Origin of the sequence: Larkinella soli (genome assembly GCF_003703975.1) — a bacterium.
Taxonomy (GTDB): domain Bacteria; phylum Bacteroidota; class Bacteroidia; order Cytophagales; family Spirosomataceae; genus Larkinella; species Larkinella soli.
On sequence record NZ_QTJY01000002.1, the window covers coordinates 56,556 to 75,946 of the forward strand.

Genomic DNA, 19,391 nt, shown 5'->3' on the forward strand with positions numbered 1-19,391 from the left:
GGCCGAATTCCGCTTTTTTTTCACCGACCCCTGCAACGACAGCCGGATTCATCGAGTAATGGCGGATAAATCGTCGAACCATTCCGATGAAATTTCAACTGTTAGTCATTGCCGATAGTCTTCATTACGACTACGGGCTGCACTCCCGGCAGAGTTACATCGACCAGTTCGTCCGCCGGCTGGAGCGGTGCGGCCAGGAAGTGGTGGTGACCTACCATGCTCCGCTGGCGCTGGGGACGGTCGCCGAAGTGCTGCAGCAGGTTCCTCTCGGTCGCTATGACCTCATCATACTCCAGGTAGCCAACCGCCACCTGCGGCACCCCCGGCTCCCGCTTCGGCCCACGCCGACGGAACGCCTGAGTGAATATGTCCGGCTGGGCGCACTAAGCATCACCTCCTTCGTCGGGCGCGTTCCGGCTCTTCAGGAAGTGCAGCACCATCTGGCCGCCATCTTCCGGGTCTTGTGGAGACACCGCCGGAAGGTCATTCTGCTCACCCCCTTCCCGCACCTGGAGCCGGTCAGCGGCTGGCTGCGGAAAAAAGGCAGTGCCCTGCTGAGGGAAGCAGGAAAACGAAACGGTTTTCGGGTATTCGATACGCAGTGGCTCGTCGAGCCGCGCGAAGAATATTTTATACCCGACGACCGCGAACGGCTCAACGCCGTCAGTCATGAACTCATCGGTCGACGGCTCTTCGACTTTTATCGGGAAGAACCGACGATCTCCACCGGGCGCCTGACTCTGGACACGTAATCATCTCAATTAAAGCAATTTTCAACTACCCAACAAGTAAACAATTCCTTCAAAATCATGAAAAAACCGCTTTTTATTGCACTCGCATGCATTGGACTGGGCTTATTTGGATGCGATCAGAATCAGCAGGGAGTGAGTCCGGATGCATCGACCACCACGACCCCCAGTTCGGCAAGGCTGGCGTCCGACAGCGCCGGTTTCTTCTGCAAACAGAAAATTACCAAAATCGAAACTTCCGCCCTGCCGGCCGCCGTAACCGAATACATCAGCAAGACGTACACCGGAGCGACGATCGAGTATGCCGCCAAAGACGATCAGGGTAATTTTCTGGTGGCTATTACCCAGAAAGGAGAGAAGAAGGCGCTGCTGTTCAATGCCGACGGCTCCTTCAACGAGGCACTGGCCCTGAAAGGCGACCGGAAGCGCGGGCCGCACGGGGGTGGCGGAAAGAAAGGCAGCCTGACGCAGATCGCCGTGACCGACCTGCCCGCAACCATCACCAGCTATATCAATACCAACTACGCGGGAGCGGAAATTAAAACGGCCGCTAAAGACAGTACCCGGGGCTATATCGTCATGATCGTGCTGGATCAACAGCCTAAAACGCTGCTGTTCAACAACGACGGCACCTTCAATAAGGAAGTGCAGAAACCCGTCAAGGGCAACTTCACGGCGGTGGCGGTAGCGGACCTGCCGGCTTCGGTTACCTCGTACGTCACGACGAACTACGCGAACTCGACCATCAAACAGGCCGCTAAAAACGCCGATGGTCAGATTGCGGTCTGGGTGCAGCCGGCCGGCGGGCGACCGGTGGTGCTGCTGTTCAACGCCGACGGTACCTTCAAACAGGTGGTGAAAGAACGGCACTAAGCCGCCGGCCACCCCCGGGTACAACCAACACATACAACCTGAAAAACCGATGAAAATCAGCACGCAAAGTAACCTGGCACGGTGGTTTCTGGTTCTTTCGGCAGGAGTCATGGTATCGGCCTGCAACCGGGGGAGCGAAGTGGTCGCTCCCCAAGATACCACCTCCCCCTCCGAAAACCAGACGGTCAACGAGTGGATTCTGGAGAACATGAAGGAGGTCTATTACTGGAACGACAAGATTCCGTCGAATCCGGATCTGACCCTTTCGCCCGACGCCTTTTTCGAGTCGATCCTGTATTCCTACGACGCATCGGTCCGGCCCGACGGCGACCGGTTTTCTTGGATTGAAGAAGACGGGGCTGCCCTTTCCGCTTCGCTGAGCGGGGAAACCACCACGACCGGCATGGAATTCACGCTCTACCTGCGCGCCCAGAATTCTGAGGAAGTCATCGCCCAGGTGCTTTACGTGCTGCCCGGCTCACCGGCCGATAAAGCCGGTCTGAAACGGGGCGACATCATCTATCAGGTCAACGGCCAGCGCCTGAACCGCAGCAACTACAGCAGCCTGCTGTTCGATCCGACCCGCTTTACCTTCAAACTGGCGCAGGTCAGCAACCAGGCGCTGGTCGATACCGACGAAACCCGCACGGTGACGGCCACGGTGTTCCAGGAAGACCCCGTCCTGTTGGATTCGGTCTATACCGTCAACGGCAGGACCGTCGGTTATCTGGTTTACAATCAGTTCAATCCGGCGCCCAACGGCAGCAACGGCGACGAATACGACCAAAAAGTGGATGCAGTTTTCAACGAATTCAAGGCGAAAGGGGTCAATGAACTGGTGCTGGACCTGCGCTACAATCCGGGCGGCTATACAAGCTCGTCGGCCAACCTCGCCAGCCTGATCGGGAAAGGTATCGACAACAGCAAGGTCTATTTCCGGGAGGAATGGAACCAGACGCTGACCCCGCTCCTGCAGCAGGAATACGGCGATGCGTTTTTCGTCCAGCGGTTTGTGACCAAATCCCAGAACATCGGCAGCAGCCTGAACCGGGTGTTCGTGCTGACGACCGGGCATACGGCATCGGCCAGCGAGCTGGTTATCAACGGCCTCAGGCCGTATATGACGGTCACGACCATCGGGGAAACCACCTACGGCAAGAACGTCGGGTCCATTACCATCACCGACGATACCGGCAGGATCAAATGGGGGATGCAGCCGATCGTGTTCAAGTCGTTCAACAGCCTCGGGCAGTCGGACTACTCGGCCGGTTTCAAACCCGACATCGAAGTGGAGGAGCCGATCAACCTGCTGCCGCTCGGCGACGTCCGGGAGGCTCTGCTGAACGAAGCGCTGTTCCGGATCACCGGAAGCCGGCCGGCCCGTCGGGCGGTGGCGGAAACAAACCCGCTTCCGGCACTCACCTCCTCCATCGAGCGGAAAGCCGCCGGAGGACGGATGGTGAAAGCGTTGAAAACGCTTAAGTTAAACTTTTGATGGACCGGTAGGCAGAATTTACTTCTTCCGACCATGAGACGATCTCTAACCGTGTTCTGGCTTTCCGTTTCGGCGGTTTCGGGCTTCGCCCAGGGCGTACCGGATTATTACCGGCCTCCGGGGGAGCGGGCAGGTACCTACCTCTCCGAACCCGAACACCGCCTGACCGAGGAACCCGCGGCCGGCCGGCCATTCCGGAAACAGCGCCCCTGCCGGGTTTCACTGGAACAGCTGGTGGCCCGCTACGGCGAAGCCTACATTCGTGAACGCTGGTATCTGGCTGCGGAAGGCGGGTTCCGGTCCGACCGGGGATCGCTCAGCCGGACGTTTGGGAACCTGCTCGGCACCCGGGCCACCACCCGCACCGGATGGAGTGCGCTGGTCGGCTGGGCAGGTTCCGAACGCTGGGCCGTCGAAGCCGGCTATGCCTGGATGCCGCTGCACAATACGCTGCTGATCGGGGGCAGTTCCAACCCGCTCACCCTCCGATTCGAAAACAATAAACATACGCTGATCCTTCGCGGAAAACGGCTGATGCGGTTCGGCAGCCGGGCCGCCAGACGGGCCGGTTTCTGGCTGAGCGCCGGCATCGGGCTGGTACCGAACGACGGCCGGCAGGTGAGCCGGTTCCGGGTCGAGGGGTATCAATACAGCTATGGCGGATTCCGCCCGACGGGACCGCCCCGCGTCGATACCGTCCGGATGACCGGCCTGACCACCGTCAGCCCCCGGCTTTCGGGTCTGGCCGAATTATCGGCCGAATATAGTTTCAAAATGGGCGGTCGGGCGGAAATGAGCCTGTTTACCCGAAAATACTGGGGGTTGGGCAACTCCCTGACCACCGACCTGAGCTACCGGATCAATTCCGGCGAACCCCGATCCGCCCTCCTGAGCGCCGACGGCAGCGGATGGAGCATCGGTGTCTCCATCCGGTATTCCTATTCCCTCCGCTACGATCTCAAAAAAATGCCCGGGATCTTCAAAGTCCGGGGCAACTCACCCAAACCGATACCACTCTAACTCTATTTTCCCCGTAATGAATCGTTCCTCCAAGGGTTCCTCCCTAAGCGTTTCCCGGCTCTCGTGCTGGATGGTCCTGCTGGTCATGGCCGCCTGCGCCCCTGAAAACGAGCCGGCTCCCCAAACGAAAAGCACCCTGCTCAGCCGAACCTGGGAAGTGCAGTCGGCCGAATCGGCCTACGACCGTATTTCCTACCAGTTTTACGAAAAAGGCCGCAGCGACAACGATACCGACCTTTCCTCGCTCCGGCTGGTCTTCCGGTCCGACGGGACTTACACGATGCAGGACATCTCCGACACCATCGACGGCACGTGGCAGTTCGCCGGGGAAGCCGACAACCTCCTGCTCGACGGTAAAAACCACTTCACGGTTCTGAGCCTTTCCGAAACCGGCTTCAGCTTCTGGTTCCTGACGGAAAGTACCTCCCTGAACGGCACCAGCATTTCGGTGAAAACCATCTATAACCTGATTCCAGTCCATTAATTCCGATGCGTTTCCGTGCCCCGTTACCCGCCCGACCGTGGATAACGGGTTGTTCCTTTTCCTCACTTTTTATCACTCATCCCCTATGAATGTGAAAATCAGACTCAATCCTTTAGCCGAAGCTATTTCATCTGCGGTAATTTCTCTCCGGGCTTTCCTCCGGCCCTCCCGGTTTGCGGGCTGGCTATACGCCCTGTTACTGGGCATGGGGGCCGGTTTTCTGACCGCTTGCCAGGACGACGATGCGGTAGCCCTCCGGGGCGACTGGCGACGCCGGTCCGACTTTGAAGGCGTCGCCCGCAACGCGGCCGCCGGTTTCGTCGTCGGAAACATCGCCTACCTCGGCACCGGCGCCAATGCCGACAACGAACGGCAGAAAGATTTCTGGGGTTATGACCCCGCCCGCAACACCTGGACCCAGATGGCCGACTTCGCCGGGGTGGCCCGAAATGCCGCCGTGGGCTTCTCGGCCGGGAACAAGGGCTATCTCGGCACCGGCCTCGACGACAACAGCGACCGGCTCAAAGACTTCTGGGAGTTCGATCCGGCCACCAACCGTTGGAAACGCATCGCCGACTTCGGCGGCACCGCCCGCCGGAATGCCGTGGCTTTTTCGGTCGGCAGCAAAGGATACGTCGGCACGGGTTTCGACGGCAACTACCTGAAAGATTTCTGGTCGTATGACCCGGCCACCAACCAGTGGGCCAAAATCGCCAGCTATGGTGGGGCCAAGCGGATCGGCGCGGTCAGCTTCGTGATCGACGGGCTTGCGTATGTAGGTACCGGTAACAACAACGGCTCGGCCGAAAAAGACTGGTGGGCTTATGACCCCGCCCAGGATCTCTGGATCGAAAAAGGCGATTTTGATAGCGACGAGCCGGTGCAGCGGAGCTACGGTGTCGGTTTTGCCGTCGATTCGCGGGGGTATGTGACGCTGGGCGACGGCAGCAATACGGTCTGGGAATATGACCCGGCCACCGACGACTGGCTGGAACTGGGCACCTTTGAAGGCACCGGACGGCAGTATGCCCTCGGCTTCAGCATCAGCGGAAAAGGCTACGTGACCACCGGCAGCAACGGCACCAGCCGCTTCGACGACCTTTGGGAATTTGACCCCAACGTAACGCAGGATACCGATGACAACTAAGCCGGCGCCCTCCCGAAACCGCCTGCTGACCAGTCAGTTCCTGGTCGGGCTGCTCGGTTTCGGGATCATCTTCGCCTACCTCCGGCACCAGCGTGAACCACTCTACCAACTCCGGATCTTTCCCGCTTCCGGCGGCTGGGGGTATGACATTCTGGCCAATGGGTCCACGCTGATTCATCAGGAAACCATCCCCGGAGAAACCGGACGCCGGAATTTCCGGAACGTGGAGCAGGCCCGCCGGGTGGGCAAAATAGTCATTATGAAATTGCAGCAGGGTCAGTTTCCGCCGACCGTTTCCCGTCAGGAACTGGTTCAGATGAAGGTATTGCCCCAATAACCTCCAACCAACCGTATATCCTCATGAAATACCTCTTGCGTTCGGGATTGCTGCTGACGGCGGCCGGCTTCGCGCTGGCGGCCTGCCAGTCCGGTGATCCCGACATTGGTCAGGAAGTCATCAATCCCAATACCTTACAGATGCAGTACGTGGATTCGATCACGGTCCGGACTTCCACCGTCCTCATGCCGGATTCGTTCGTCACCTCCTCGGACAGCAGTGTTCTGGTCGGGCGGTGGAACGACCCCCGGACCGGCACGCTGACGGGCAGCGGCTTTACCTCGGTCGACTACGTGGCCAACGACCTCGGCGGCCGGAAAGGACTCCGGCTCGATTCACTGGTCCTGGAACTGGGTTATTCCTTTTCCTACGGCGATACGACGGCCGGCTTTTCGCTGAACATTCACCAGCTGACGGGTTCCCTGTCCAACAGCCAGACTTATTACAACAGCAGTTCGGCCGGCTACCAGGCCGATCCATTGATTCAGTATACATTTCGCCCAAGGCCGAACGACGGTACGAAAAAAATCCGGATGCGGATTCCCAACGCTGTGGCGCAATCATTCTTCGACCGACTGATTGCCAAAGAGATCAACGATACCGAAACCATGACCAGCTTCTGGAAAGGGCTGGCGCTGGTGGGTCAGGCACCGGCCAATCTGTTTCTGGCGTTCCGGATGGTGGGTGAGCAGACCGGCCTGCGGTTGTACTATCACGCCAACGACATCGGCCGCACGGCTTCCAGTTTGCGGTTTCCGCTGGAGCTGGTCCGGTTCAGCCGGCTGGTCGTGGACCGGAAAGGCGCCACGCTGGAGCCGCTGCAAAAGGCCACGGATGCAGTGACCAGCGACAAAAGCGGAAAAGCTACCTGGGTCGGCGTCGGCATCGGACTACGAACCCGCATCGAATTTCCTGCCCTCGGCGATTTCATCCGACCGGAAGATTTTGTCGGGCTGAACCGGGCCGAACTGTTTATCCAGCCCATCCGGAGGGAGGTCCGCGACAATGCCCCTCCGCCGGAGCAGCTGGCCCTCTTTCAGACCAATCGCCAGAATGAACTGATTGCGACGGTGCCGGCGGGAAGTTCGGGCGCGGAAGCGGCCACGGCCCTGTACGGGTTTCTGCCGAATGAACTGGAGTTACAGGATGGGTATATTTTCAACCTGACCCAATACATCAGCCAGGTGATCCGGAAACAAACGCCCAACCGCCCGCTCATTCTGACCGTTTCGGCCGACCGGGTAAACCTCCGGACCGTGGTCCGGCAGGTCACGCTGGGCGACCAGAAAAGCACGACCGACCGCATCCGGCTCCGGCTGCTGATGACCTCCAATTCCTGAGAAAAAGAAAGACCGGCCTTCCTGCCGGTCTTTCCTGTCTGCATCAGGTCAGGTCCCACTTGCTTCGATACTCGCGCGACAGAAAGCCGTTGGCCTCCCCGTCCCCTCTGAACTTCTCTTTCCGGGCGTTCCATTCCAGCTTTCTGCCCAGACGGTAGGAGATCAGACCGAGGTGCATCGGCATGGTCATCTGGCGGGCGTATTCCAGGTTCGATTCGGGCTGCGTCCGGGCTTTGACGGCGTCGACGAAATTCTGCTGGTGCCCCGGCGAACGCGGAATTGACTGGGCCACCTCCGGGATGTCGGTCATCGTCTGCCCGTTGATGGTGATCTCACGGCTGTTGTAATCGCAGATCAGGGTGCCTTTGTCGCCCTCGAAAAAAGCGCCGATACCGCGTTTCTCGGCCCCCGGCACGTTTGGCGGCTCGGAGGTCCAGTACAGTTTCAGGTTTTCGAATTCATAGTCCACCGCGATGCGTTTCGGGGCGTCGCCGATGCCTTCGGGCGCTTCACCCCGGGCGCTGACGGTTTTCAGATTCTTCGGCTGTACGGACCACCAGGCGATGTCGGCGATGTGCGACCAGAAATCCTGAAATACCCCGCCGGAATAATCCAGAAAATACCGGTACGTAAAATGGCACCGCTGGGGGGTATACAGGGAGTAGGGCGCCGGGCCGAGCCACATGTCCCAGTTCAGGGTCGGGGGCGGCTCCTGGTAGCGGGCGGGGCCGAGTTCGGGCGGCAGGCCGGTTTTCCAGAGCCGGACGGTATGGACGTTGCCGATGGCACCCGAACGGATCAGTTCGACCACCCGGTGGTAATTGTCCGTCGCATGAATCTGGGTGCCGAGCTGGAAGACCCGGTTGTGCCGCTTCAGGCTTTTGAGCATCCGCTGCCCTTCCCGGACGTCGAACGAAAGCGGTTTTTCGCCATACACATCCTTGCCGGCCTCAAACGCCAGCATGGCGATCTGGGCGTGCCAGTGATCCGGGGTGGCTACGGTCACGGCGTCGATGTCCTTCCGGTCGAGCACCTGCCGGAAGTCGGCAAAACCCTGGGCTTTGGTATCGGGCCGGAGTTCGCCCAGCTTTTTGAGCGTCCCGTTGAGGTGGTCCTGATCGAGGTCGCAGAGGGCGACGATTTCGACTTCGGGCAGTTTGGCAAACCACCCCATGTGGTTGTTGCCCATCCCGCCCAGGCCGATGTGGGCGATGCGAAGCCGATCGCTGGGCGCTACTTTCCGCAGGTTCGGCAGATAGGTCAGCGCAAAGGCGGCCGCCGATCCCTGCTTCAGAAAATCTCTTCGGCTAAGAGGTTGATTCATAAACGGTTCGAGGGGTTGAGGAAAGAAATTTCAGAGGTAAGGTAATCAAAAATTCCCCGAAAAATCAACCCCTGGACAGTCTGCGCTGAAAGAAAGTAACCGCACTCACCCCGATGAGAACGCCCAGGCTGTCGGCCAGGAGGTCGAACCAGTCGAAGGTGCGGTTGATCGGCATGATTCCCTGGTAACATTCTATCCCGAAACCATACAGGACGCCGATCCAGAACAGCCGGGCCGGCAGACGGTAGACCATGCCCCACAGAATTGCCCAGACGGCGAAGATGGAAGCATGGATGAACTTATCATTGACGGTGACGATCTCCTCGGGCAGCTCGTCGTTCGGCCAGGCGCATCCGAGAAAGATGGCAATCGTCCAGCCGATGGCGGCCCATTTGATGAGGGTATTCAATCGCATCTTATCGGGTAAGGGTGGAGGTCCGCCACTCGGTCAGGTACAGAAAGAGGGCAATCAGGCTCAACAGGTAGATTACGTTCCGGGAGTCGATCAGGCCCCGGCCCAATGACCGGTACTGTTCATCGAGGGCAATCCAGGACAGCGGGTAGGAAACGGCTTCCAGCGGCTCTAGGCCGGCCACCGAACTGATGCCGATGTACAGCAGAAAACAAAGAAAGACACCCAGCACGAAGGCCACCACCTGGTTGTCGTTCAGGGAGGAGGCAAACAGCCCGACGGCTACGAAAACCCCACTGAGCAGGAGCAGGCCGATGTACGACCCGAACACGGAGGCCGAATCGACGTTCCCGCGCGGATTTCCCAGTTCATGGATCGAATAATAATACAGCAGGGTCGGGAGCAGCAACAGGGCGACCAGCAGCCAGTTGGCCGCGAATTTGGCCAGCACCAGCTGCCGGCGGGTGAGCGGCTTGGTAAGCAGCCACTCAATGGTGCCGGTCCGGACCTCCTCGGCGATGGAGCGCATCGTAACGGCAGGAATCAGAAACAGCATCACGTAGGGCGTCAGGTTGAAAAACACCCCCATGTCGGCATAGCCGTAGTCCAGCAGACTCGTGTCCGGGAACACCCAGAGCATCAGACCGATGGCGGTCAGAAAAACCGCCATGATGATGTAGGCAACGGGCGAACTGAAAAAACTGCTAATTTCTTTTCGGAAGACGGAGAACATAGAATGGGATTTCGCGAGCTAACCCGTCACGATAGCTCGCCGAACGGTTTGTTCCGGCGCAGGAAAGCCGCCACGACCAGTGAAATCAGCAGACCGAAAAAGGCGGAAACCAGAATACCGAACAGAAACTGAAGCCCGGGGCTCTGGAGTCGCTGGGCCAGTTCGATCGCCTGTTCGACCTGCTCGTCGGACATGCCCTGATCCTCCATGTTGGCCCGCGCCTGGTCCAGGACCTGCTGCCGGATGGTGGTGTCGATAAAGGTCGTATAGATGAAGTTATACGTCGTTGCGATCAGCGCGCCGATGACGGTCAGCAGCGTGCCGAGGCTGAGGCCCTCGCCGTACGACATGAACCCGTTGTTCAGGGACCGGTATTCCCGCATGGCCATCACGATCAGAACGACCGAAATGACAAGGCTCAGCCAGGTCAGGGCGGTGTTGGTAAACTGGCCGGAAATATACAGGGCGGTGGTATAGACCATAGAAATCACCCCGGAAATTACCCCCCATTTCAAGGCCAGCCGGGCGGTCGACGGTTGTTCTTCCATTTCTGTCAGGATTTTGGAGTATCAGTTGGTTGGGTATTGTAAAGGCTGTAGGCCTGTCTTCGGAAAATTAAGGAAATAATCAATACCGGCAGGATGACCAGGACGGTTTTCTTACTGATTTCGTCCGTGATCAGGTCGGCCGTCCGGATTTCTCCAACGCCCTGAAGCAGTTTCAGATAAGCCTCCCGGCCCAGTTCCTTCACCAGCTGTCCCTGCCGGGAGGAGATCAGTTGCCGCAGCTCGTCGGTATAACGCACGAACACCGAAGGATCGATGTAGGTGACGAAAAAATAAATCAGCCACCCATTGATGATGGCCCCGACGGTATTGACCACGTAGCAGATCGTGATGGCTTCCCACAGGTGCAGCAGCCCCTTGCCGATTTTCCGCCGGTAATACCATACGGCCGCCGTCATCAGGATGATCGTGATGCCGATGTCGGGGGTTTTCCGGTTTCCGAGCGGAACGAAGCCCAGGAAATAAAGCGACAGAAAATAGAGAAAGGAAAACACCCCCGTCGCCAGCCCGAACAGGATGGGCCATTTGAGCAGAGGTTGATTAAAAAATGCCAGGAATGTTTTCATACGTGTTCGGCGAGTCCCTTGCCGATGATCCATAACGCCCTGCCTTTCAAAGTTGTGCCCAGGAAAGGCGAGTTTTTCGAGCGGGACGCCGTTTTTTCAAAAGTCCATTCCAGGTCGGGATCGAAAAGGGTCAGCGTGGCGGGCTGGTTCTCGTCGATGCTTTGGGCGGGCAGGCGCAGAATCCGGCGCGGCCGGCGCGTCAGCCGGTCGATCAATTGCTCCAGCGGGTACGCCGGAAAATAAGTCCGAACCACCGCAAAGGCCGTTTCCAGCCCGATGATCCCGAATTCCGCGTTGTCGAATTCCAGGTTTTTGCTTTCCTCGTCCTGCGGGTTATGGTCGGAAACGATGGCGTCGATGGTTCCGTCGATCAGGCCCTGCTGCAGGGCCGCCAGATCGGCCGGCAGCCGGAAGGGCGGGTTGACTTTCAGGTTCGTATCGAAGCTCATCAGGGCCGTGTCGTCGAAGGCGAGCTGGTGGGCGGCCACGTCGCAGCTCACCGGTAGTCCCTGCGCCTTGGCCTGTCGGATCAGTTCCACCGACCGGGCCGTGGAGATCGTGGAGAAGTGCAGCACGGTAATCTCCGGTGTCGGGGGGGGCGCCGGCTTTTCGCCGGAACCCAGACCCAGCACGTACTCCAGCAGCCGGAGGTCGCGCTCGACGGCCATTTCCTCGGCCAGCGCGGGCATCCCCTTCATGCCGAGCAGCGTGCTGGTCAGGCCTTCGTGCATCTGGCCGAACTGCGTCAGCCGCTGTTCTTCCGGGCGGTTCATCAGCAGGCCGTTGAACGGCTGGAGGTATTGCAGGGTTTTGAGCAGCAGATCCGGGTCGGAGAGGGGATGCTCCCCATCCGAGAAGGCCACCGCACCGGCCTGGTGCAGGTCGATCATCTCCGTAAAATCCTTACCCTCAATGCGTTTGGTAACGGCCGCAATCGGATGCACCGACACGGGCTGGCCCATCGTCACCTGCTTCACGTACCCGATGGTATCCTTGGAATCGAGGGCCGGGCTGGTGTTGGGCAGCACGGCAATGTCCGTAAAACCGCCCCGGGCCGCAGCCCGGCAGGCCGTCGTCAGGTCCTCCTTATGTTCAAAACCGGGGTCTTTGGCCGACACCCGCAGATCGACCCAGCCGGGCGAGACGCAGAGGCCTTCCCGTTCGATGACCTGAACCGGCTCGTCGGCCGCCAGAGACTCCCCGATCTGACGGATGAGTCCGTTTTCGATGAGTAGGTCGCGGGTCTGGCCGTGGAAGGGTGACTGCGAATCGACGATGCGGGCGGAACGAATAAGTACTTTCATAAGGTTGTTTCCCGGACGAAAGCGGGCGGGGTATTCAAAAAAAAAGCCCCTGCCGGAGCTTTATTATGTCGATGGATCAGGCTTACGCACCGACCAGGTCTCTATAGGCTTCCTGGCTGAGCAGGTTGTCGACGGCGGCCCCGTCGGCCAGTTTCAGACGGATCATCCAGCCGCGCCCGTAGGGGTCTTCGTTGACCAGTTCGGGTGACTTTTCAACTTCCGGATTGATTTCCAGCACTTCACCGTCGAGCGGAAGGAACAGGTCCGATACCGTTTTCACGGCCTCGACCGAACCGAACACATCGCCTTTGGAAAGGGTCTGCCCGACCGTCGTGATGTCCACATACACAATATCACCTAACTCGCTCTGTGCAAAATCCGTGATGCCGACCACAGCGATGTCGCCTTCGATCCGAATCCACTCGTGATCTTCCGTATACTTTAGTTCTTCGGGGAAATTCATGCCTACCGGGTTGGTTTGGTGCCGCAATTTACACACGTAAACCGGTTTTGCAAACCCTCCGGCCGGCGTTTCTTTCCCCTCATTCGAGCGCAAAGGCCACGTATCGGTCACCTGAGCGGGTTTTCAGTTTGCCGCCCCCGCAGGCAATGACCACATACTGTTTTCCGCTGACGGAATAGGTCGTGGGGGTGGCATAGCCGGCCGCCGGAAGCTTCGTTTCCCACAGGAGTTTTCCGGTCCGGCGGTCGAGAACCCGGAATTTTTCGTCGGGGGTGGCGGCAATGAAAATCAATCCGCCGGCCGTCACCACCGGGCCGCCGTAGTTATCGGTTCCGGTGGGCGGCAGGCCCTGCCGGGTCAGGGCCGGAAACTCGCCGAGCGGTATCTGCCAGCGGTGCTCACCGGTATTCATGTCGATGGCCGTCAGGGTGCCCCAGGGCGGGCGGCTGACCGGATAACCGTTTTTGTCGTACCACCGATTATAGCCCGTATGGACGTAGGGCAGCCAGGTCCGCCGGCCGGCGGAGGCCACGTTTTCGGAGGATACTTTTCCCGAAATAAAATTCACGATGGCGGTTCGCTCGGCGTCGGAAAGGTGGGAAAACGCCGGCATCATACCCCGCCCCTTTTTCAGAATCTGATGGATGGCCTCGGGGGTCAGGCGCCGGTTCACCTCCACCAGCGAAGGGTAGGCCCCGCTATGGTCGCCCCGACGGTCGGCGCCGTGGCAGCCGGAGCAGTTGGCTGCATACAGCTTTTCCGAACTGCTGACGAGCGTCGGCTTCGGCGCATCGACGAGCGAGGAATATACCGGGATCTCCTTCGCCGGAACGTACAGAATGCCTTCCGGGTCAATGGCGGCCCCACCCCACTGCGCCCCGCCGTCGGTACCGGGGAAGAACAGCGTATTCTGCCGTCCGACCGGATAATACGGCGTTCCGGTGCGGCTTTCGCGGAGTTGCTTCAACACCGCTTCCCGGTCGGCCACGGTTTCGCTGAGGTCCTGCTCGGTGAAGGTCTGGCGGGTAAAGGGCGCCGGTTTCAGCGGGATCGGCTGGGTTGGCGACGTTTTCTCGCCGGGGATATCGGAGGCCGGAAACGGTTTTTCCTCGATCGGGAACAGCGGTTTTCCGGTGACTCGGTCGAACAGGAAGACGTGGCCCTGCTTGGTGATCTGGGCCACGGCGTCGATCCGTTTTCCGCCGTGGGTCACCGTCAGCAGGTTCGGTACGGCAGGCGGGTCACGATCCCAGATGTCGTGGTGGACGAGCTGAAAATGCCAGATGCGTCGGCCGGTCCGGGCGTCGAGAGCCAGCAGGCAGTTGGCGAACAGGTTGTCGCCGTGCCGGTTTCCGCCGTAGAAGTCGAAAGCCGCCGAGCCGGTGGGCGCGTAGACGATCCCGCGCCTGCGGTCGATGGCCATGCCCATCCAGTTATTGGCTCCGCCCACGTTCTTATAACCGTCTTTCGGCCAGGTTTCATAACCGTATTCACCGGGCTGCGGGATGGTCCGGAAGGTCCAGAGCAGCCGTCCGGTTCGCGTATCGTAGGCCCGGATGTCGCCTTTGAGGGCGGTCGGCCCTTCCGACACCCGGACTCCGACGATCAGGCGGTTTTCGAACACGGTGCCGGGGGTGTTGCAGACCACGTAGTCGTCGGCTCCCGGGCGCTCCAGCCCCGTGCGCAGGTTGATCTTTCCACCCTGCCCGAAGCCGGGAACGGGCCGGCCCGTGCGGGCGTCGAGGGCGTAGAGCAGGTGCCCGAAGGCGAAAAAGATGCGCTGTTCCTTCCCGTCGGTCCAGAAGGTGACGCCCCGGCTGGTCATTTTAAACGTCTCGTCGCTCAGGGCGGTTTTCCAGAGTTCCCGGCCAGTCGCGGCCTCCAGGGCAAATGCCTGCGAGCCCGCCGAAACCCCATACAGCACCCCGCCGATGACGATTGGATTCACCTGCATCTGCGTCTGGTTGCCGACGGTATCGGCTCCGCCCGAGGCATATTCCCACACTTTTCTCAGCCGCCGGACGCTGGCGGTATCAATCTGATCCAGAGGAGAATAATGATTCCGTTCGGCATTTCCGTAAAACTCGGGCCAGTCGGTCTCGGCCGGGGCCTGAAACCGGACGGCCGATGCCGCCAGCAGCAGCAAGACGGCAGGAAGACCGAAAGAAAATGGACGAAGGTTTCGGAAGGGCATGAAGGTCTGGGTTTGTATCCCAAAAAGGCCGTGAGTTTCTCCAGTTACTTGCCCGCCGGGAAACCGGCTTCGGGCGGCTTCCTTCCTGCTGTCCGGGGTTGGACAAAGGCTGTACGGATTCGGACAGGACCGGCCGGGCGGACGCCCCATTCCAGTGCCTGAGCCGCATTTTTAAGTTTGGCAGGAGATTTGTTTTGCAAAATTACAACTAATTCTCTTGCTTCACCTTCACCATGCGCCGAGCCTTTTTAGGAGAGTTTGAGGAGATCGTCCTCCTGGTGGTGGCTGCCTGCCCTTCGGAAGCGTACGGCGTCACGATCTGGGAGGACGTCCAGCAGCAGACCGGCCGCTCGATCACCATGAGCGCCGTCCACGCGACCCTGTACCGACTGGAGGAAAAGGGTTTCCTCTCTTCCGTCATGGGCGGGGCCACCGCCGAGCGGGGCGGCCGCCGGAAGCGGTTTTTCACCCTGACCAACGCGGGCGTCCGGGCCCTTCAGGACATTCAGGAGGTGCGGGCGCGTCTCTGGCAGGCCATCCCACCCGGTAAATTTCAGCTGACATGAAAGCCGCTCCTCCCCGCTGGGCCGACCGCCTGCTCGAACTGTTTCTGGAACCGCACCTGCTGGAGGACGTCCAGGGCGACCTCTACGAAGTCTTCTCCCGACGCGTCGGGGAAGTAGAACCGGGCCGCGCCCGTCGCGAATACGCCCTGGCCGCCCTGAATTACCTGAGCCCGTTTTTCCTTCGACGAAAACCGAAATACGAACTTCAAGCATCCCAACCCCTACTGAGTCTCACCATGCTGCGAAACTACCTGAAAATCGCCTTTCGGACCCTGGCGCACAACAAAGCCTATTCCATCATCAACGTCGTCGGCCTCAGCATCGGACTCGGGGCCGCCATGCTGATCCTGCTCTACACCAAAGACGAGGTCAGCTACGACCGCTTTCACCGGAATACCGACCAGATTTACCGGATCGTGCTGCGGACCTATACGGCCGCCGGGGTTCCCGAAGGGCAGGGCGGGAATACGGGGGCGGTTCAGGGGCCGAAATTCAAGGCCGGGGTGCCGGACATCCGGTCCTTCGTCCGGTACCGCGAACACCGGAACGACCTGAAACTGGGCAATGAGATCGTCAGCCAAAGCGTGTTTTATGCCGATACCAGCTTTTTCAACCTTTTCTCCTTCCCGCTGATCCACGGCAACCCGGTTACCGCCCTGCAAAAGCCCCAGTCGGTCGTTCTGTCGGAGGAGATGGCCGCCAAAGCGTTCGGAACCACGGATGCGCTCGGAAAAATCCTTTTTCTGAAGGATTCCTACAACAGCGAGTCACCGTTTAAACCGTATACGGTGACCGCCGTGGCCCGGAAAGCGCCCCAGAACTCCTCGATCAAGTTCGATATCGTGATGCCCTATTACGACAAGGAAGGCAACAACGACGAAACCGACTGGTTCAGCACCTTCCAGAATACCTTCGTGCTGCTGCGGCCCGGCTCGGACCTGAGAGCCGTCGAAGCCCGGATGAACCGGGTTTATCAGGCCGACGCCCGCGAACAGATGAAAATGGTGGCTGAAAAATACGGCCTGACCCAGAAACGGGTGTATGCGCTCCAGCCGCTGACCGATATGCACCTGAACCCCGACCTGCCGGCCGACAACGGTCTGGTCGACAACAGCAACCCGATGTTCTCCTACATCCTGTCGGGCATTGCCCTGTTCATTCTGCTGATCGCCTGCATCAATTTCGTCAACCTGACCATTGCCCGCTCCCTGAAACGGGCCAAGGAGATCGGGGTCCGGAAGGTCGTCGGGGGTGGGCGGTCGCAGCTCATTCTACAGTTTCTGGGGGAATCCTACCTGCTGAGTTTCGGGGCGTTTGCGCTGGCCCTGGTGCTGGTGCAGCTGGTCCTGCCCACCTTCAATCAGGTGTCGAATAAGGCGCTTGCCCTCTCCTATCTGTTTGACTTCCGGCTGGTTACGGCTTATCTGAGTCTGTTTTTCCTGACGGGCCTGCTGGCCGGTTTCTACCCGGCCCTGGTGCTTTCGGGCTTCAATCCGGTGGAGACGCTGTACAGCCGGTTTCGGTTTTCGGGCAAAAATTACCTCCAGAAATCGCTGGTGGTGCTGCAATTTTCACTGGCTTCGTTCCTGATCATCGCCACCCTGACCGTCACCTCCCAGTTTAACTACCTGACCTCCAAAGACCTGGGTTATGATGACCGGAATCTGATCACGGTCGTCAAATCGAACCTGACCCGGCCCGAAGCCAAACTTCTGCGCGAGCAACTGGTCAACAACCCGGCCATCGCCGGCATGGCGGCCAAAAACCAGGGCCGCTGGGGAACGGTCGCCAAAATCAACGGCGAAACGCAGATCGAGTTTACCTATGAAACGGTGGACGAAGCCTACCTGCCCATGCTGAAAATTCCCATCCTGAAAGGCCGCAACTTCTCGCCCGACTTCCCGTCCGACTCCAGCCAGTCGGTCATCGTCAACGAAAGCTTCGTAAAGAAGGCGGGCTGGAAAAACCCGATAGGGCAGCAGGTCAACTTCTGGTACAACAACAATGAAAAATACCGCATCATCGGCGTGGTGAAAGATTATCACTTTCTTCCCCTGAATGAAGAAATCCGCCCTCAACTCTTCACGATGCGGCCGGGCAACAGTTTCGGGATGGCCTACATCAAAATAAAACCGGGGACGGAAACCGCGAGTCTGAACCACATCGAAGCGGTTTACAAAAAGTTGTTCCCGATCAATCCGTACGCCTACAAGTTCAAGGACGAGGACAACCGGCAGAGTTATGAAGCGGTGGAAAAGTGGCGGCAGATCATGCTGTTCGGTGCCGTTCTGACCATCTTCATTTCGGCCATCGGGCTGTTCGGACTGGCGACACTGTCGGCCGAGCGCCGGTTCAAGGAGATCGGCATCCGGAAAGTGCTGGGAGCGTCGGTGTCGAGCATCGTCCGGTTGCTGTCTTCGGACTTCCTGAAGCTGGTGGGGGGTTCTTTCGTGCTGGCTTTCCCGGTGGCCTGGTATGCCCTGAACCGATGGCTGGAGAATTTTCCCTACCGGATTGACCAGAGCGCCTGGACGTTTCTGGGGGCCGCCGGCATCGCCCTGCTGATCGCCCTGTTCACGGTCAGTTTCCAGGCGGTCCGGGCCGCGGTTTCAAACCCGGTAAAAAGCCTTAAGGCGGAATAGAAATGATGAATAAGGAATTCTTTCAAAACGCTTCTCCAAGCGATACATAAAAGCCGGTTCCTTCGCGGGTAATTCCGAGGTCGGCGCGGAGAAAGACGTCTTTCTTCTGAAAGAACAGAAACCGGATACCGCCCCCGGCCGCCCATCGAAGCTGGTTCAGCCGGAACTCGGCCGGTCGGGGGGCTACGGTGCCGAGGCCGGCGAAGAGGGTGCCGCCCCACCGTTTGCTGAACCCGAACGGCAGCCAGCGCAGTTCGGCCTGCCCGGCCAGCACGTTTTTGTCGCGATACCGGCCGAGATAATAGCCCCGCATGAGGTTTTCGCCCCCGAGCAGACCGAGATTATTGAAAGGAACGGTGCCGGTCAGGAAGGTGCCGGCCACCTGAAGGGCCAGCACCCGGTTATTCCGGCCGAGAGGGCGGTACAGACGGCCGTCGAGGATCAGGCTTCGGTATCGGTAATCGCTGCCCAGCCCCGGTCCAAACCACAAAATGGCGGTTTCCAGAAATTGCCCGCGACGCACGTTCAGCACGTTTTTCCGGTCGTCGAATACCAGAGCGGCTCCCAGACCGGTGGTCCTGGACCCCTGTGCGCCCTCCGGAACCAGGAAATTCGGTTTTCCTTCCGATTCGAACGAAACCCGCCGGATGTCCTGAAAATCGACCTCGGCCCCGGCGTACCAGTTACCGGCCACCTGCCGCAGAATTCGCTGCCGGATCTGGAAATAGCTGGAGTTCACCAGAACGGGGTGATCCGAAGGGGTGGCCGGGCCGATGCCGTAGTAGAGCAGCGGAAACTGCTGATAGCGGGCCCTTCCCAGAAAGAAGTATTTATTCCGATGGGTATAGGCGGCATTTTCCAGCAGGCCGCCGAACTGCCCCCTGAGGGTAACGAACGTGTAGAGATTGATCTCGCTCAGCCGGTTGATGGCGGTATCCTTTCTGGCGTAGAACAGCGAAAACGTGCGGATACCGAATTCGACGCTGGTTTCGGGCGCATAGCCCGCCGTCGGGAACACCAGAAGTTTCGAGGTGGCCGCGGACGAGGTGTCGTTCAGCACTTTATTAATGAATCGCCCCAGTTGACCCTGCGCACGCAGCGGCTCATCGACCAGCCAGAAACCCAGAAAAAATACCGCTGCCTTCAGGCGCATCGTGTTCGTTCGACCTTGATTCC

The 19,391-nt window shown here is 59.3% G+C and carries 19 protein-coding genes; 10 read left to right on the top strand and 9 right to left on the bottom strand.

Annotation, left to right across the window (positions count from 1 at the left end):
* Positions 1–86 precede the first annotated feature (86 nt).
* From DX909_RS06480 to DX909_RS06515, 8 genes are all read left to right on the top strand, one after another.
* Positions 87–752, top strand: coding sequence for an SGNH/GDSL hydrolase family protein (locus DX909_RS06480; RefSeq protein WP_128544338.1), 666 nt, complete (start codon positions 87–89; stop codon positions 750–752).
* Positions 753–809: 57 nt separating this feature from the next.
* Complete coding sequence (locus tag DX909_RS06485; protein ID WP_128544339.1) at positions 810–1,622, top strand: PepSY-like domain-containing protein; 813 nt, start codon at positions 810–812, stop codon at positions 1,620–1,622.
* 49 nt (positions 1,623–1,671) lie between these two features.
* A complete protein-coding gene (locus DX909_RS06490; RefSeq protein WP_128544340.1) occupies positions 1,672–3,117 on the top strand; it encodes a S41 family peptidase in 1,446 nt (481 codons plus the stop codon).
* 33 nt (positions 3,118–3,150) lie between these two features.
* Positions 3,151–4,137: a hypothetical protein gene (locus tag DX909_RS06495; RefSeq protein ID WP_128544341.1), complete on the top strand. Its 987-nt coding sequence runs from the start codon at positions 3,151–3,153 to the stop codon at positions 4,135–4,137.
* Between the two features lie 16 nt (positions 4,138–4,153).
* The gene (locus tag DX909_RS06500; RefSeq protein WP_128544342.1) at positions 4,154–4,621 is read left to right on the top strand and encodes a hypothetical protein; all 468 of its coding nucleotides are present in this window, start codon (positions 4,154–4,156) and stop codon (positions 4,619–4,621) included.
* A gap of 91 nt (positions 4,622–4,712) precedes the next feature.
* Positions 4,713–5,768: a Kelch repeat-containing protein gene (locus tag DX909_RS06505; protein ID WP_229310970.1), complete on the top strand. Its 1,056-nt coding sequence runs from the start codon at positions 4,713–4,715 to the stop codon at positions 5,766–5,768.
* Positions 5,758–6,105: a DUF4907 domain-containing protein gene (locus tag DX909_RS06510; protein ID WP_128544344.1), complete on the top strand. Its 348-nt coding sequence runs from the start codon at positions 5,758–5,760 to the stop codon at positions 6,103–6,105. The genes DX909_RS06505 and DX909_RS06510 overlap by 11 nt, the downstream gene beginning before the upstream one ends.
* Before the next feature lie 23 nt (positions 6,106–6,128).
* On the top strand, positions 6,129–7,445 hold the full coding sequence (locus tag DX909_RS06515) for a DUF4270 family protein (RefSeq protein ID WP_128544345.1): 1,317 nt from the start codon (positions 6,129–6,131) through the stop codon (positions 7,443–7,445).
* Positions 7,446–7,488: 43 nt separating this feature from the next.
* Here DX909_RS06515 and DX909_RS06520 read toward each other — a convergent pair whose 3' ends face one another.
* From DX909_RS06520 to DX909_RS06555, 8 genes are all read right to left on the bottom strand, one after another.
* Positions 7,489–8,769: a Gfo/Idh/MocA family protein gene (locus DX909_RS06520; RefSeq protein WP_128544346.1), complete on the bottom strand. Its 1,281-nt coding sequence runs from the start codon at positions 8,767–8,769 to the stop codon at positions 7,489–7,491.
* Between the two features lie 64 nt (positions 8,770–8,833).
* A complete protein-coding gene (locus tag DX909_RS06525) occupies positions 8,834–9,184 on the bottom strand; it encodes a VanZ family protein (RefSeq protein ID WP_128544347.1) in 351 nt (116 codons plus the stop codon).
* A 1-nt stretch (position 9,185) separates the two neighbouring features.
* Positions 9,186–9,914: a gliding motility-associated ABC transporter permease subunit GldF gene (gldF, locus tag DX909_RS06530; protein ID WP_128544348.1), complete on the bottom strand. Its 729-nt coding sequence runs from the start codon at positions 9,912–9,914 to the stop codon at positions 9,186–9,188.
* 26 nt (positions 9,915–9,940) lie between these two features.
* Positions 9,941–10,462 (bottom strand): DUF4199 domain-containing protein, encoded by a 522-nt coding sequence (locus DX909_RS06535; RefSeq protein ID WP_128544349.1) that lies wholly within the window; start codon positions 10,460–10,462, stop codon positions 9,941–9,943.
* A gap of 5 nt (positions 10,463–10,467) precedes the next feature.
* Complete coding sequence (locus tag DX909_RS06540; protein ID WP_128544350.1) at positions 10,468–11,046, bottom strand: DUF4199 domain-containing protein; 579 nt, start codon at positions 11,044–11,046, stop codon at positions 10,468–10,470.
* Positions 11,043–12,350, bottom strand: coding sequence for a dihydroorotase (locus tag DX909_RS06545; protein ID WP_128544351.1), 1,308 nt, complete (start codon positions 12,348–12,350; stop codon positions 11,043–11,045). Before DX909_RS06545 ends, DX909_RS06540 begins: the two co-directional genes overlap by 4 nt.
* Before the next feature lie 82 nt (positions 12,351–12,432).
* Positions 12,433–12,813, bottom strand: coding sequence for a glycine cleavage system protein GcvH (gene gcvH / locus DX909_RS06550; protein ID WP_128544352.1), 381 nt, complete (start codon positions 12,811–12,813; stop codon positions 12,433–12,435).
* 79 nt (positions 12,814–12,892) lie between these two features.
* Positions 12,893–15,007: an outer membrane protein assembly factor BamB family protein gene (locus DX909_RS06555; RefSeq protein ID WP_128544353.1), complete on the bottom strand. Its 2,115-nt coding sequence runs from the start codon at positions 15,005–15,007 to the stop codon at positions 12,893–12,895.
* 233 nt (positions 15,008–15,240) lie between these two features.
* On the opposite strand from DX909_RS06555, the gene DX909_RS06560 reads away from it, so the two are divergent.
* Both DX909_RS06560 and DX909_RS06565 read left to right on the top strand, forming a co-directional pair.
* Positions 15,241–15,573 (top strand): PadR family transcriptional regulator, encoded by a 333-nt coding sequence (locus DX909_RS06560; protein ID WP_128544354.1) that lies wholly within the window; start codon positions 15,241–15,243, stop codon positions 15,571–15,573.
* Complete coding sequence (locus DX909_RS06565) at positions 15,570–18,215, top strand: ABC transporter permease (RefSeq protein ID WP_128544355.1); 2,646 nt, start codon at positions 15,570–15,572, stop codon at positions 18,213–18,215. Before DX909_RS06560 ends, DX909_RS06565 begins: the two co-directional genes overlap by 4 nt.
* Positions 18,216–18,237: 22 nt before the next feature.
* On the opposite strand, the gene DX909_RS06570 is transcribed toward DX909_RS06565, so the two are convergent.
* On the bottom strand, positions 18,238–19,368 hold the full coding sequence (locus DX909_RS06570; protein ID WP_128544356.1) for a BamA/TamA family outer membrane protein: 1,131 nt from the start codon (positions 19,366–19,368) through the stop codon (positions 18,238–18,240).
* Between the last annotated feature and the right edge of the window lie 23 nt (positions 19,369–19,391).

What these genes read in the sequence shown, in the direction of transcription:
- gcvH (WP_128544352.1), bottom strand. Translation starts at nt 12,813, where the DNA reads ATGAATTTCCCCGAAGAACTAAAGTATACGGAAGATCACGAGTGGATT.
- DX909_RS06490 (WP_128544340.1), top strand. Translation starts at nt 1,672, where the DNA reads ATGAAAATCAGCACGCAAAGTAACCTGGCACGGTGGTTTCTGGTTCTT.
- gldF (WP_128544348.1), bottom strand. Translation starts at nt 9,914, where the DNA reads ATGTTCTCCGTCTTCCGAAAAGAAATTAGCAGTTTTTTCAGTTCGCCC.
- DX909_RS06510 (WP_128544344.1), top strand. Translation starts at nt 5,758, where the DNA reads ATGACAACTAAGCCGGCGCCCTCCCGAAACCGCCTGCTGACCAGTCAG.
- DX909_RS06535 (WP_128544349.1), bottom strand. Translation starts at nt 10,462, where the DNA reads ATGGAAGAACAACCGTCGACCGCCCGGCTGGCCTTGAAATGGGGGGTA.
- DX909_RS06480 (WP_128544338.1), top strand. Translation starts at nt 87, where the DNA reads ATGAAATTTCAACTGTTAGTCATTGCCGATAGTCTTCATTACGACTAC.
- DX909_RS06500 (WP_128544342.1), top strand. Translation starts at nt 4,154, where the DNA reads ATGAATCGTTCCTCCAAGGGTTCCTCCCTAAGCGTTTCCCGGCTCTCG.
- DX909_RS06495 (WP_128544341.1), top strand. Translation starts at nt 3,151, where the DNA reads ATGAGACGATCTCTAACCGTGTTCTGGCTTTCCGTTTCGGCGGTTTCG.
- DX909_RS06525 (WP_128544347.1), bottom strand. Translation starts at nt 9,184, where the DNA reads ATGCGATTGAATACCCTCATCAAATGGGCCGCCATCGGCTGGACGATT.
- DX909_RS06515 (WP_128544345.1), top strand. Translation starts at nt 6,129, where the DNA reads ATGAAATACCTCTTGCGTTCGGGATTGCTGCTGACGGCGGCCGGCTTC.
- DX909_RS06565 (WP_128544355.1), top strand. Translation starts at nt 15,570, where the DNA reads ATGAAAGCCGCTCCTCCCCGCTGGGCCGACCGCCTGCTCGAACTGTTT.
- DX909_RS06520 (WP_128544346.1), bottom strand. Translation starts at nt 8,769, where the DNA reads ATGAATCAACCTCTTAGCCGAAGAGATTTTCTGAAGCAGGGATCGGCG.
- DX909_RS06540 (WP_128544350.1), bottom strand. Translation starts at nt 11,046, where the DNA reads ATGAAAACATTCCTGGCATTTTTTAATCAACCTCTGCTCAAATGGCCC.
- DX909_RS06560 (WP_128544354.1), top strand. Translation starts at nt 15,241, where the DNA reads ATGCGCCGAGCCTTTTTAGGAGAGTTTGAGGAGATCGTCCTCCTGGTG.
- DX909_RS06485 (WP_128544339.1), top strand. Translation starts at nt 810, where the DNA reads ATGAAAAAACCGCTTTTTATTGCACTCGCATGCATTGGACTGGGCTTA.
- DX909_RS06555 (WP_128544353.1), bottom strand. Translation starts at nt 15,007, where the DNA reads ATGCCCTTCCGAAACCTTCGTCCATTTTCTTTCGGTCTTCCTGCCGTC.
- DX909_RS06570 (WP_128544356.1), bottom strand. Translation starts at nt 19,368, where the DNA reads ATGCGCCTGAAGGCAGCGGTATTTTTTCTGGGTTTCTGGCTGGTCGAT.
- DX909_RS06545 (WP_128544351.1), bottom strand. Translation starts at nt 12,350, where the DNA reads ATGAAAGTACTTATTCGTTCCGCCCGCATCGTCGATTCGCAGTCACCC.